The 13,097-nt window shown below is 72.9% G+C and carries 9 protein-coding genes; 5 read left to right on the top strand and 4 right to left on the bottom strand.

Annotated elements, in window-relative coordinates:
* The first annotated feature begins 298 nt into the window (after window positions 1-298).
* Complete coding sequence (locus tag AB0G35_RS00625) at window positions 299-1,465, top strand: LacI family DNA-binding transcriptional regulator (protein ID WP_360941386.1); 1,167 nt, start codon at window positions 299-301, stop codon at window positions 1,463-1,465.
* Window positions 1,462-2,448 carry a carbohydrate kinase gene (locus AB0G35_RS00630; RefSeq protein WP_360941389.1) on the top strand — a complete coding sequence of 329 codons (987 nt, stop codon included), beginning with the start codon at window positions 1,462-1,464 and terminating at the stop codon, window positions 2,446-2,448. The genes AB0G35_RS00625 and AB0G35_RS00630 overlap by 4 nt, the downstream gene beginning before the upstream one ends.
* A 76-nt stretch (window positions 2,449-2,524) precedes the next feature.
* Here AB0G35_RS00630 and uvrA read toward each other — a convergent pair whose 3' ends face one another.
* Window positions 2,525-5,551 carry an excinuclease ABC subunit UvrA gene (gene uvrA / locus AB0G35_RS00635; protein WP_360941392.1) on the bottom strand — a complete coding sequence of 1,009 codons (3,027 nt, stop codon included), beginning with the start codon at window positions 5,549-5,551 and terminating at the stop codon, window positions 2,525-2,527.
* A 284-nt stretch (window positions 5,552-5,835) separates the two neighbouring features.
* Window positions 5,836-6,609, bottom strand: coding sequence for a TetR family transcriptional regulator (locus tag AB0G35_RS00640; protein ID WP_360941395.1), 774 nt, complete (start codon window positions 6,607-6,609; stop codon window positions 5,836-5,838).
* A 71-nt stretch (window positions 6,610-6,680) separates the two neighbouring features.
* On the opposite strand from AB0G35_RS00640, the gene AB0G35_RS00645 reads away from it, so the two are divergent.
* From AB0G35_RS00645 to AB0G35_RS00655, 3 genes are all read left to right on the top strand, one after another.
* Window positions 6,681-8,261 carry an FAD-dependent monooxygenase gene (locus AB0G35_RS00645; RefSeq protein WP_360941398.1) on the top strand — a complete coding sequence of 527 codons (1,581 nt, stop codon included), beginning with the start codon at window positions 6,681-6,683 and terminating at the stop codon, window positions 8,259-8,261.
* 133 nt (window positions 8,262-8,394) lie between these two features.
* On the top strand, window positions 8,395-9,138 hold the full coding sequence (locus AB0G35_RS00650; RefSeq protein ID WP_360941401.1) for a maleylpyruvate isomerase family mycothiol-dependent enzyme: 744 nt from the start codon (window positions 8,395-8,397) through the stop codon (window positions 9,136-9,138).
* A gap of 10 nt (window positions 9,139-9,148) precedes the next feature.
* Window positions 9,149-9,805, top strand: coding sequence for an MBL fold metallo-hydrolase (locus AB0G35_RS00655; RefSeq protein ID WP_360941404.1), 657 nt, complete (start codon window positions 9,149-9,151; stop codon window positions 9,803-9,805).
* 63 nt (window positions 9,806-9,868) lie between these two features.
* On the opposite strand, the gene AB0G35_RS00660 is transcribed toward AB0G35_RS00655, so the two are convergent.
* Window positions 9,869-10,855, bottom strand: a complete 987-nt coding sequence (locus tag AB0G35_RS00660) for a TerC family protein (RefSeq protein ID WP_360941407.1) — start codon at window positions 10,853-10,855, stop codon at window positions 9,869-9,871.
* Window positions 10,856-11,071: 216 nt separating this feature from the next.
* Window positions 11,072-13,057: a TerD family protein gene (locus AB0G35_RS00665; protein ID WP_360941410.1), complete on the bottom strand. Its 1,986-nt coding sequence runs from the start codon at window positions 13,055-13,057 to the stop codon at window positions 11,072-11,074.
* Window positions 13,058-13,097 lie beyond the last annotated feature (40 nt).

The raw sequence follows: 13,097 nt of genomic DNA on the forward strand, positions 1-13,097 counted from the left end.
CACGAGTCGCCCGGCCGCCGAGAGGCGCGCGCCCCGCTCCCCCGGCCACCGCCGCGAGCCCCGGACCGGCCGCCGGGACTGCCCGGGCCGTGGCCGAGAGCGCGCGCATCGGCGCCTCCGCACACCGTGGTGCGGGGTGCGCTGCCGGGACCCCGCGGGAAGAACCCCAGCGCGTAAACGCTTACGCAAGCGTTTACGTTTGCGGTCGTTGCTCGTAATGTGGGGACTCGCGGAACGAGGCCGTACGGCCGCGGCCGTGGGCGCCGCCCTGGTGCCACCCGCGGGGAGGAAGATCCGGATGACGACGATGATGGACGTGGCGCGGCGGGCCGGGGTCTCCGTCGCCACGGTCTCGCACGTGCTGAACGAGACCCGGCCGGTGCGCCCGGACACCCGGGCCGCGGTGCTCGGCGCCATCGAGGAGCTCGGCTACACCCCCAACACCCTGGCCCGCTCGCTGGTGACCGCCCGCACCCGGTCGATCGGCCTGGCGGTCTCGGCGATCAGCAACCCGTACTTCACCGAGATCCTCCAGGGCGTCGAGGCGGGCGCGCTGCAGGCCGGCTACAGCCTGCTGATCGCCGATCCGCACGACGACCCGCAGCATGAGCGCAAGGTCGTCCAGCTGCTGCACGAACGCCGGGTGGACGGCATGATCGTCGCGCCGTCGGCGGAGCCCGCCGGTATGGCCGCCTATCTGGCCCGGTGCAAGGTGCCCACCGTCTTCCTGGACCGGCTGGTCGGTGAGGAACACGACCAGGTGTGCGCGGAGAGCACCGGGCCGGTGCGGCAACTCGTCGAGCACCTCGCGGACGCCGGGCACAGCCGGATCGGTCTGGTCGCCGGCCTGCCGGGGCTGAGCACGACCACCGAACGCGTCCAGGGCTACCGCGAGGGCCTGCGCTCGCGCGGCCTGGCATTCGCGCCCGAACTGCTCGCCGGCGGCAACTCCGAGGCGGAGGGCGCCGAGGACGCCACCCGCCGTCTGCTCGCCGCTCCCGAACCCCCCACCGCGCTGATCACCGCGAACAACGCGATGACCATCGGCGCCCTGCGTGCGCTGCGCGACCTGGGCCTCGACGTCCCCCGCGACATCGCGCTGGCCTGCTTCGACGACTTCTCCTGGGCCGACCTCTTCAGCCCCCGGCTGACCGCGATCGCCCAGCCCAGCAAGGAGATCGGGGCCACCGCGGTCCGGCTGCTGCTGGAGCGGCTGGAGGAGCCCGGCCGGCCGCCGCGCACCGTCCGCCTGCCCTGCACCTTCGTGCACCGTACGTCGTGCGGCTGCCCGGAAACCGGCCCGGGGCCCGAACCCGGCCCGGCCGCTGCTCTCGCCGACGGGACCGCTCCCCCCGCTGAACAGGCCGCTCACCAGGCCGGACAGGCCGCTCGCCCCGGCGTCCGCGCCGTCCCCGCCGCTGCCCGGGGCGCCCGGGCCGCCCAGGAAAGGAACCCCAGCCCGTGATCGTCGTCGCCGGCGAGGCGCTCATCGACCTCGTCCCCCGTTCTCAAGGTCCTTCTCTGGACGGGCAGTTGCCCGCGCTGCTGCCGCGACGCGGCGGTGGTCCGTACAACACCGCGGTCGCACTGGGGCGGCTGGGCTCGCCCACCGCGTTCTGCTCCCGGGTCTCGACCGACAGCTTCGGCGAGGCGCTGCTGAACGGGCTGCGCAGCGGCGGGGTGGACACCTCGCTGGTGCAGCGCGGCTGCGAACCGACCACCCTCGCGGTGGCGGACATCAGCCCGGACGGTTCGGCAGGCTACGGCTTCTACGCCGACGGCACCGCCGACCGCCTCTTCACGCTGCCGCCGGAGCTGCCTCCCACGGCCCGGGCGCTCTCGCTGGGCACCTGCTCGCTGGTCCTGGAACCGGGGGCGAGCGCCTACGAGTCCCTGCTGCGGCGCGAGGCCGCGCGCGGCGTGTTCACCGCCCTCGACCCCAATGTCCGTCCCGGTCTGATTCCCGACCCCGACGCCTATCGCGCCCGCTTCCGCTCCTGGCTGCCGCATGTCGCCCTGCTGAAGCTCTCGGAGGAGGACGCGCTGTGGCTGGCGGGTGCCGGTACGGGCGGGGACGCGGCGGGTGCCGGTACGGGCGGGGGCCGGTCGGCGGTCCTCGCGGCGGCCCGGGAGTGGCTGGCCGCGGGGCCGGCGGCGATCGTGCTCACCCATGGCGGCGCGGGGCTGACGGTGCTGACGCGGGGCGGCGGCGAACTGACCGTTCCCGGTGAGCGCGTCACCGTCGTCGACACCATCGGCGCGGGCGACACCGTCAACGCGGCGCTGCTGCACCGGCTCGACGCCCATGACGCGCTCTCGTACGCGGCGCTCACCGCCCTCGGCGACACGGACTGGGAGGACATCCTGCGCTTCGCCGCCCGCGCGGCCGCCATCACCTGCTCCCGGGCGGGCGCGGAACCGCCGTACGCCACGGAACTGGCGGCGTAGCCGGAGCTCGCTGCGTAGGATCCGGCCCGCGCCGGCCCGGCTGAGACCTCTGCGGTCCCAGCCGGGCCGGCGGGCGTCAGGACGCGGACCGGCGGGTGCGCGCCGCGGTCTTCTTGGCGGCGGTCTTCTTCGCCGCCGTGGCCGCGGTCTTCTTCGCCGCGGTCTTCTTGGCTGCCGGCTTCTTGGCGGCCGGGGTCTTCGCCGCGCCGGGGCCGGCCGAGCGGCCGCCGTTGCCGACCGCGACCGTCGCGGCGTCGCTGACCCGGTCGCCGAGGATCTCCCGCAGGAACTTGCCGGTGTGGCTGGCCGGGACCGAGGCGATCTCCTCGGGCGTGCCCTCGGCGACGACCAGGCCGCCGCCGTTGCCGCCCTCGGGGCCCATGTCGACGACCCAGTCCGCCGTCTTGATCACATCGAGGTTGTGCTCGATGACGATCACCGTGTTGCCCTTGTCGACCAGCCCGGACAGCACGTTGATCAGCTTGCTGATGTCGTCGAAGTGCAGACCGGTGGTCGGCTCGTCGAGGACGTAGACCGTGCTGCCGGTCGAGCGCTTCTGGAGCTCGCTGGCGAGCTTGACGCGCTGTGCCTCACCGCCGGAGAGCGTCGGCGCGGACTGTCCGAGGCGGACGTATCCGAGGCCGACCTCGTGGAGCGTCTTGAGGTGCCGGGCGATGGTGGGGACCGCCTCGAAGAAGCTCAGCGCCTCCTCGATGGGCATGTCCAGCACCTCGGCGATGGACTTGCCCTTGTAGTGGACCTCCAGCGTTTCGCGGTTGTAGCGCGCGCCGTGGCAGACCTCGCACGGCACGTAGACGTCCGGCAGGAAGTTCATCTCGATCTTGATGGTGCCGTCGCCGGAGCAGTTCTCGCAGCGGCCGCCCTTGACGTTGAACGAGAAGCGTCCCGGCAGGTAGCCCCGGACCTTGGCCTCCATCGTCTCCGCGAAGAGCTTGCGGATGTGGTCGAAGACGCCGGTGTAGGTGGCCGGGTTGGAGCGCGGGGTCCGGCCGATCGGGGACTGGTCGACATGGACGACCTTGTCCACCAGGTCGTCACCGGCGACCCGGGTGTGCCGGCCCGGTACCGACTTGGCGCCGTTCAGCTCGCGCGCGAGGTGGGTGTAGAGGATGTCGTTGACCAGCGTCGACTTGCCGGAGCCGGAGACGCCGGTGACGGCGGTGAACACCCCGAGCGGGAAGGACACGTCGATGTCGCGGAGGTTGTTCTCCTTGGCGCCGTGCACCGTCAGCCGGCGGGCGGGGTCGGCGGGCCGGCGGATGTCCGGGGTCGCGATGGCCTTCTTGCCGGAGAGGTACTGACCGGTGATCGACTCCTTGTTGGTCAGCAGCTGCTTCATGGGGCCGCTGTGCACGACCCGGCCGCCGTGCTCGCCGGCGCCGGGGCCGATGTCGACGACCCAGTCCGCGACCTTGATGGTGTCCTCGTCGTGCTCCACCACGATCAGGGTGTTGCCCATGTCGCGCAGCCGGACGAGGGTTTCGATCAGGCGGTGGTTGTCGCGCTGGTGCAGACCGATGGACGGCTCGTCGAGGACGTAGAGCACGCCGACCAGTCCGGAGCCGATCTGGGTGGCGAGCCGGATGCGCTGGGCCTCGCCGCCGGAGAGGGTGCCGGCCGCGCGGTTCAGCGAGAGGTAGTCCAGGCCGACGTCGACCAGGAACTTCAGCCGTTCGTTGACCTCCTTGAGCACCCGCTCGGCGATCTTCTTCTCACGGGCGTTGAGCGTCATGCCTCGCAGGAAGTCGGCGCAGTCGCTGATCGACATGGCCGCGACCTCGGCGATCGACTTCTCCTGGACCGTGACGGCGAGCACGATCGGCTTGAGCCGCGTGCCCTCACACGTCGGGCAGGGCACCTCGCGCATATAGCCCTCGAAGCGCTCGCGGCTGCTGTCGCTCTCGGCCTCGGAGTGGCGGCGCTTGACGAACGGCACCGCGCCCTCGAAGGGGGTGGTGTAGGCCCGCTGGCGGCCGTAGCGGTTGCGGTAGCGGACCTCGATCTGGGTCTTGTGGCCGTACAGCAGCGCCTTCTTGGCGCGGGCCGGCAGCCCGGCCCAGGGGATGTCCGTACGGAATCCGAGGGCGTCGGCGAGTGCGCCGACCAGGCGGCCGAAGTAGTCCTTGGTGTGTCCGCCGGACCAGGGGTGGATGGCGCCCTCGTCGAGGGAGCGGTCCTCGTCGGGGACGATCAGCTCGGGGTCGACCTCCATGCGCGTCCCGATGCCGGTGCACTCGGGGCAGGCGCCGAAGGGCGAGTTGAAGGAGAAGGAGCGGGGTTCGAGCTCTTCGAAGGAGAGGTCGTCGTAGGCGCAGTACAGATGCTCGGAGTACATCCGCTCGCGCTGGGGGTCGTCGGCGTCGAGGTCGACGAAGTCGAGGATGACCATGCCGCCGGAGAGGCCGAGGGCGGTCTCGACGGAGTCGGTCAGCCGGCGCTTGGCGCTCTCCTTGACCGTGAGGCGGTCGACGACCACCTCGATGGTGTGCTTCTCCTGCTTCTTCAGCTTGGGCGGCTCGGCGAGCTGGATGGTCTCGCCGTCGACCCGGGCGCGGCTGTAGCCCTTGGTCTGGAGGTCGGAGAAGAGGTCGACGAACTCGCCCTTGCGCTCGCGCACCAGCGGGGAGAGCACCTGGAAGCGGCTGCCCTCGGGCAGCTCCAGCACCTTGTCGACGATGGCCTGCGGCGACTGCCGGGCGATCGGCCGGCCGCACTCGGGGCAGTGCGGCTTGCCGATGCGGGCGAAGAGGAGGCGGAGGTAGTCGTAGACCTCGGTGATCGTGCCGACCGTCGAGCGCGGGTTGCGCGATGTCGACTTCTGGTCGATCGACACCGCGGGGGACAGGCCCTCGATGAAGTCCACGTCGGGCTTGTCCATCTGCCCGAGGAACTGCCGGGCGTACGAGGACAGCGACTCGACGTAACGCCGCTGCCCCTCGGCGAAGATCGTGTCGAAGGCGAGCGAGGACTTGCCCGACCCGGAGAGGCCCGTGAAGACGATGAGGGAGTCGCGGGGGAGGTCGAGCGAGACGTTGCGGAGGTTGTGCTCGCGAGCGCCACGGACGATGAGACGGTCGGCCACGCCGGTCGGCACCTTTCTTGGAGAGGGGCGGGAGCCGCGGGCTCTGCGTCCGCCGCTCGGTGAGCGAGCAGAGGCGGCGGAACGGAGCGGGGCCCCCGCCCCAGGGTATGGGGCCCGCAGCGGCAGTGTCTTTGGGATGCCACACACGAGCCTATAGCACGCGCATTCGATTTACGGGGCCCGCAAGCCCTCTTCACCCAAACGTGTGGCGGCCGTACAACCTTCCCGGCTCGCCGCACGCCCGTACGCTGCGGAAACGCCCGCGGCACAGCCCGCCCGGCCCGTCAAGCCGGCAGCGCCCGCTCCAGCGCCTCGAACGTGCGCCGCAGCACCTCCGCCTGCCCTGCGGCCACCTCCTCGACCGGCTCACCCGCGAGCTGGCGGCCCACGGCCTCGGCGTACGCGGTCCGGATCCCGGCGACGATCAGCCCCGCGGCCAGCCGGGCGGGGTGGTCCGGCCGCCCGGCGTCGCCGCCCGCGGCCTCGGCGAGGAGTCCGGCGAGGGTACCCTCCAGCTCCTCGACCGCCTCGCGGGCCCGGGCCCGCAGCGCCGGGGAGCCCAGCACCGTACGCCAGAAGTGCTCGAACCCCTCCCCCACCCCGCACAGCGGATGCCGCTCGGCCAGCAGGTCGAGGACGAGCCGGCGCAGTGCGGCCAGCGGCGCCTCGTCCGGGCCGCGTTCCCGTACGGCGCGGACGACCAGCTCCCGCCCCTCGGGGATGCGGTCGAGGAAGAGGTCCTCCTTCCGCGGGAAGTAGTTGAAGACGGTCATCGTGGAGACCTCGGCGGCGCGGGCCACCTCGGCGACGGTGACGTTGTCGAAGCCGCGCTCGATGAAGAGCAGGGTGGCCTCGCCGGAGATCCGCTGGCGGGTGCGGAGCTTCTTCCGCTCGCGCAGCGTCAGCCGCCCGTCCTCCGCCTCGAAGCCGGTCTCCGCCTGCCGACCGCGGGCCGCTTCGGTGCGGCGCCCCGCACCGGCCGGGCCCCCGCCCGTCGCGGCCCCGCCCTTCGGGTCCTCACCGGTCCGCGCGTCCACCCGCTGCTGCACATCCACCATGCCGGGAATCCTAGGCGCCCCCTCCGACAATTTTGAGTCGCAAAAAATTTTTAGTGGCTACACTTCGGCGCATGACCTATGACGCAGACGTAGTCGTGGCAGGGGGCGGCCCGGTGGGGCTGATGCTCGCCTGCGAACTGGCACTGGCCGATGTCCCGGTCGTCGTCCTGGAGCGGCTGACCGAGGTGGACACGACGATCAAGGCGGGGGCGATCAACACCCCCAGCGCGGAGGCCTTCTACCGGCGCGGGATGCTCCCGGAGCTGGCCGAGGTGCAGCGCACCGTCCTCGGGAAGTTCAGCTCGTTCGTGCGCCAGCGGCAGGCCGCCGGCGCCTCGGTGGTGCAGCAGCCGCCCAAGTTCGCCGGGCACTTCGCGGGCATCATGCTGCGCGGGGATCTGCTGGACGAGTCCGATCCGGACCTCCATGCCGCCGGCCCCGCCGCCGACATCGGGCTGGTCCCCCAGGAGGCCCTGGAACGGCTGCTCGCCGCGCGCGCCGCCGAACTGGGCGTCGAGGTGCGCCGCGGGGTGACCCTGACCGGCTTCGACGCCGGGGAGGACGGGGTGCGGGTGCACACCTCGGAGGGCACGCTGCACACCGGCTGGCTGGTGGGGTGCGACGGCGGCCGCAGCACGGTCCGCCGGCTCGCCGGATTCCCGTTCCCCGGTACGGACCCGGGGATCACCGGCCGCCAGGCCCTCGTGGAGATGACCGGCACCGAGGCGCTGGGGGCCGGCTGGAACTGGACGGAGGTCGGGACGTACGCGCACGGTCCGATGCCCGGCCGGTTCCTCACCGTCGAATTCGACGGTCCGCCGGCGGACCGTGAGGCTCCGGTCACCGCGCAGGAGTTGGAGGAGTCGCTGCGCCGCGTCTCCGGTGTGGACGACGTCCGGGTCCACAAGGTGATCTCGGCGACCCGGTTCACGGACAACGCCCGTCAGGTGCCCGACTACCGGGCCGGGCGGGTGCTGCTCGCCGGTGACGCGGCGCACGTCCACTCGCCGTTCGGCGGGCAGGGGCTGAACCTGGGCATCGGCGATGCGGTGAACCTCGGCTGGAAGCTGGCCGCGACGGTCCGCGGCTGGGCGCCCGAGGGGCTGCTCGACACCTACACGGCCGAGCGGCACCCGATAGGCGCCTGGGTGCTGGACTGGACCCGTGCCCAGGTGGCGCTGATGCGTCCGGAGGCCCATGCCGGGGCGCTGCGCCGGGTCGTCGCCGAACTGACGGGCACGGTCTCCGGCACCACCTTCTTCGCCAAGAAGATCTCCGGTGTCTGGCAGCGCTACGACCTGCCCGGCGACCATCCGCTGACCGGCCGCAGCGCTCCCGACCTGGAACTCTCCGACGGCAGCCGGCTCGGGGACCATCTGCGGGACGGCCGGGGGCTGTTGCTCGATCTCGCCGACGACGCGGAGCTGCGCAAGTGCGCCGCCGGATACGGCGGCCGGGTGCGGCCGCTCACCGCCGGTTGCCCGCAGCGGCCGGAGCTGGCCGGCCTCCTGGTGCGGCCGGACGGCTGCACCGCCTGGGCCGCGGACATCTCCGGGACGCCGGCGACCACGGGCGGCACGGCGAGTGCGCCGGACGGGTTGGCGGCCGCGCTCCGGCGGTGGTTCGGCGCGCCCGCCGATCTGGCGGGCTGACTCCGCCGGGCTCTGGAGGGGGCGGCGCCCGGTGGCCCGTCCGGCCGTCGCGCGCCGCCCTTCCCGCCCCGCGTACGCCCTGACCGGTGCCCGCCGACTCCCGCACTCGCCCGCTCGGCGCTAGCTTCGGAGCATGACCGTCACCCCGACCGATTTCGCGCACGACGTGGCCGCCGTCCGTGAGTCCACCGACCGGCTCCTGATCTCGCTGGGCAAGCTCGACGACGAGGCGATCGGCGAACCGTCGCTGCTGCCCGGATGGACCCGCGGCCATGTCCTCGCCCATCTGGCACGCAACGCGGACGCCCTGGTCAACCTCCTCACCTGGGCGCGGACGGACGTCCGTACGCCGATGTACGCCGGCGCCGAGGCCCGTGACGCCGACATCGAGCGGGACGCCGACCGTTCCCTGGAGGCGCATCTGGCGGACCTGAAGGAGAGCGCCGCGCGGTTCGACGCGGCGGTGGACGCGCTGCCGGAGGCGCGCCGCGCCTTCGAGGTGGAGATGCGCAACGGGGTCGTCGAGCGCGCCGACCGGCTGCCGTTGCGCCGGCTGGCCGAGGTGGAGCTGCACCACCTGGACCTCGGGGTCGGCCACACCCTGGACCAGCTGTCGCCCGGGTTCATCGACAGGGAGCTGGCGTTCCTCACCACCGTGAAGTTCGCCGGGCATCCTGACCTGCCCGCCCTGGAGATCCGCACCGACGACGGCCGGCACTGGCGCACCGGCCGCGCGGCCGCCGGCTCGGGGGACACGGCCGCGCCCGTAGTGGTGAGCGGCTCGGCAACGGCCCTGGTGGGGTGGCTCACCGGGCGCGGCGACGGCACGGGACTCGACGGTCACGGCTCCGCGCTGCCTGTCGTACCCCCGCTCTAGAGTGGGCTCCATGGCCTACAGCGGAGCAGTGAAGGTCGGCGGACCGGCCGACGTGCACGAGCTGACCGACCTGATGATCTCGAAGGTCGCGGTCGGTCCGATGGACAACAACGCCTATGTGCTGCGGTGCCGGGCGACCGACGAGCAGTTGCTGATCGACGCGGCGGCGGACCCGCACACCCTCCTCGCGCTGGTCGGCGAGAGCGGTCTGGCGTCGGTCGTGACCACGCACCGCCACGGCGACCACTGGGGCGCGCTGCGGGAGGTGGTCGACGCGACGGGCGCGCGGACGTACGCGGGCCGGTACGACGCCGAGGGCATCCCCGTGCCCACGGACGTCCTGGTCGACGACGGCGACACGATCACCGTCGGCCGGGTCCGGCTGACGGCGCGCCATCTGGTCGGCCACACCCCCGGCAGCATCGCGCTCGTCTACGACGACCCGCACGGCCCCCCGCATCTGTTCACCGGCGACTGCCTGTTCCCGGGCGGCGTCGGCAACACTTGGGGCGACGCCGAGAAGTTCACCAGCCTGATCGACGGGGTGGAGAGCAAGCTCTTCGGTGAACTCCCCGACGAGACCTGGGTCTACCCGGGCCACGGCAACGACACCACCCTGGGCGCGGAACGCCCGCATCTCACGGCGTGGCGCGAGCGGGGCTGGTAGCGGGGCTGCGGGCCGCCGGGAAGCCTGCGGAGACGGGCCGTGCGCCGGCCCGTCTCCGCATGTTCAGACCTCGATGCGCTCCTCGGCGTCCGCCGCCTCGGCCGCCGACTGTTTCTTCGCGGCGCGCAGGCTGGTGAGCGTGGTGACGACCAGCACGGCGCAGATCACGCCCAGGGAGACCGGGATGCTGATCTCCGGGACGGCCACTCCGGACTCGTGCAGCGCGTGCAGCACGAGCTTCACGCCGATGAAGCCGAGGATGACCGACAGGCCGTAGGAGAGGTGGACCAGCTTCTTGAGCAGTCCGCCGATGAGGAAGTACAGCTGCCGCAGGCCCATCAGGGCGAAGGCGTTGGCGGTGAAGACGATGTACGGGTCCTGGGTGAGGCCGAAGATCGCCGGGATGGAGTCCAGGGCGAAGAGGACGTCGGTGGTGCCGATCGCCATCATGACGATCAGCATCGGGGTCATCAGCCGCTTGCCGTTCTCGACGACGAACAGCTTGGTGCCGTGGTAGCGGTCGGTCGACGGGAAGCGCCGCTCGACCATCTTGAGGAAGCGGTTCTCCTCGTACTCCTCGTCCTCCTGGTCCGCCCGCGCCTCCTGGATGAGCTTCCAGGCGGTCCAGATGAGGAACGCGCCGAAGAGGTAGAAGACCCAGGAGAAGTTGGCGATGATCGCGGCGCCCGCGCCGATGAAACCGGCCCGCAGCACCAGCGCGATCAGCACGCCCACCATCAGCACCCGCTGCTGGTAGACCGCCGGAACCGCGAACTTCGCCATGATCAGGACGAAGACGAAGAGGTTGTCGACGCTCAGGGACTTCTCGGTGATGAAGCCGGCGAAGAACTCACCGGCCGGTGCGGTCCCGCCGAAGACCAGCAGACCAAGGCCGAACAGTGCGGCGAGCGCGATCCAGACGGCGGTCCAGGTGCCGGCCTCCTTGAGGGAGACCTCGTGCGGTTTGCGGCCGCCGATGAAGAAGTCGGCGGCGATCAGGGCGCACAGACCGAGAATGGTCAGCACCCACAGGGTCAGGGAAACGTTCACTGCTCCTCCGGCAGAGTCGTACGGCACTCACAGCGTCGTCGCTGCCGGAGGTCTCTTCCGCCCCGCACCGCCCGAAGGGCACGGGGCCGGCGTCCCGGGATCTCGTCACTCTCACGATCCGTGATGACGGGTACGCCGCATCGGGAGTACTCCCCTCCGCACCAAGAAGAGTAAAGGATGACCAAGATTTAGTAAAGGGATGGGTAAAAGAGCTGGTCAGGCGGTTGGCGGCAGGGGTGGCCGGGCGGGTTCGGAGCGGGCCGCGGCGCGCCGGGCCTCCGCGAGGCGGGTCAGCACCTGACGCACCACCTGGCTGCCCTTCGGGGCGAGCGCCGGCTCGTACGTCCAGGCGTGGCCGACCCAGGGATCGGCGAGGTGGGCGTCCGGCACCGGCGTGATGCGCAGCAGGGAACGCCACAGCGGGTCCAGCACCGGGCCGAACTCCCGGGCCTGGGCCCGGTCGGCGACCATCATCAGATGGACCCCGGCCGCCGGGCCCTCGTCGGCCAGATAGCGGAGCCGGGTCACCGCGCGGTCGTCGAAGCCGTGCGGGAAGTCATGGACGATCAGCAGCTGCTCGGCGGTGTCCAGATCGGGCGGCAGCGCGTCCGCGGCCCGGCTGCGCACCGCCATCTGGACCAGGTCCACCCGCCTGATCAGCCCCTCCAGGACCGTGGCCACCCCCTTGGCGCCGGGCACCGGAGGCCCCGGCAGGGCACCGGTCTCCACGAGCGGCGCGAGCGCCTGGGCCGCCGTACCGCCGGGGTCGATGACCTGCACGGCGAACTGTCCCGCGGGGTGGACGGCGAGCAGCCGGGCGGCGATCGCCACGGCGGTCTCCTGGGCGAGCCGCCGTACCTCCGCCGCGTCCGGCGGGCCGTCCGTCAGTGCGCTGCCCAGCTCGCGCCGGCCGAACTCGCGCTCCGGGCCGGGCTCCGGGCCCCGGGCGAAGGTGTCCGGTCCGCTGTCGATCCACAGCCCGCGCTCCAACGGGAGCCGGACGAGCATGGGGATGCGCAGGTCCAGCACCTCGGGGAGGTGCAGATCGCCCAGCCGCAGCGCCATCGGGCGTTCCAGGGGGACGTGGTGGCCCTGCCACACGGGGTTGTCCCAGCGGGCGAACGCGGGCGGCAGGGCGGGCTCGACGACCTCCGACTCCGCGGTCAGCTGCGCCAGGTCGCGGTCGAGGGCGGCGCGGGCCCGGGTCAGGAGGGTGGCGTGCCGGTCGCGGGCGGTGGCCCGGGCGACGTCCGCGGCCGTGCCGAGGCGGTTGCGCGGGTCGGCGAGGACCTCGTCGAGCTCCTGCTCCAGACGGGACGCGGCGAAGTCCGACGCGCTGCGGTACGCCGCGACCGACCGGGCCAGGTCCTCGAACATGCCCCAGACCTGGTTGTAGAGCCGCTCCTCCATGCTCCATCCGGCGGCGTCGCCGGCCACGGGTGGCGGCGGGCCGTCCGCCTCGGGGGCGGCGGACGTGGATGCGGCGGCCGTGGGGGCGGCGGCCGTGGGGGCGCCGGAGGGGGCTGGCGGGGTGGAGCCGGGTGCGGGGGCGCTGCGGCGCTTGGGGTGGCGGTAGTCGACGGGACCGCCGGTGGGCGGGGTGCCGGCCGCGGACCTGACGGCGGGGGCGGGCGCCGGGGCCTCGCGGGCCGGGTCCGGCACGGCCGCCGCCTCGGCCTCGGCGGCCAGCTCGGCCGCCTGCGCCAGCCCTTGGTCGTGCAGCAGCGCGGCCAGGCCGCCGGCGTATCCCTGGCCCACCGCCCGTACCTTCCAGGCGTCCTGTCGGCGGTACAGCTCGACGGCGATGACGGCCGTCTCGGTGGTCAGTCCGGTGAGGGTGTAGCCGACCAGGTCCGTGCCGTCGGCGGCGGCGAGCCGCACGGACGGTGCGGGGGCCGCACCGAAGGCGGCCGGCGCGCCGCTCCGGGCGGCGAGCGCCAGCAGCACGCTGACCCGGTGGACGGCCGCGGGCAGCGCGTCGAGGTCCACCGTGATGCGGTGCTCGGCGGCTGCCCGGGCCGGCACCTCGACGCCGGGCCGGCAGGGGGCACCCGGGTGGGCCACCGCTTCGGCGTCCGGGAGCCCGCCCCGCTCGTCGCCGAGCGTCACCCCGGCCACGACGGGGACGCCCGCCGCGATCCGGACCTCCACCCGGCTCCGGTCCAGTGGATGGTTCTGGCCCCGGACCAGCTCGGCCGTCATCGTTCTTCCCCCTGGTCGTCACTCGTCCCGGGCCCGCCCC

It is taken from the genome of Streptomyces sp. NPDC021749 (assembly GCF_040640655.1).
Taxonomy (GTDB): domain Bacteria; phylum Actinomycetota; class Actinomycetes; order Streptomycetales; family Streptomycetaceae; genus Streptomyces.